Origin of the sequence: Alishewanella sp. HH-ZS (genome assembly GCF_001704375.1) — a bacterium.
Lineage (GTDB): Bacteria > Pseudomonadota > Gammaproteobacteria > Enterobacterales > Alteromonadaceae > Alishewanella > Alishewanella aestuarii.
The window spans coordinates 1-344 of record NZ_LZEJ01000113.1 but is presented as its reverse complement, the minus strand read 5'-3'; the positions used below and the strand labels follow the sequence as shown (position 1 = coordinate 344).

1 pseudogene is annotated in these 344 nt (G+C 44.2%); it reads left to right on the top strand.

Annotated elements, in window-relative coordinates:
• Nucleotides 1–344, top strand: a pseudogene (locus A9165_RS16515) (VPA1269 family protein); the annotation flags it as partial.

Below are 344 nucleotides of genomic sequence, written 5' to 3'. Positions count from 1 at the left end.
GCTGGAAAAACTGCGTAACTGGCAGGAAAAATACAACCCTATAGTGAAACCGACAGACTGCACCACGCTGTTAACTAAACATATTGGCAAACATAAGTCACAAACCCAGTTAGAAAGCATGGGTGAAATCGCCTTTCTGTTTCGGGATGCGTCAGCGAAAGGGGATGACCGCTCTAAACCAATTCTATATACGGCTATGGATACTTTCTGGTATCAACTCTTGCTAACACTGGAAAACCAGCTTGCTGAGCAAGGTAATACGCTTGATAATGGAGAGCGGCTTAAACTGGTTGTGGATTACCCAGAAGACACTCCAGAAAACACTAAGGTTGCCACAAATTTCC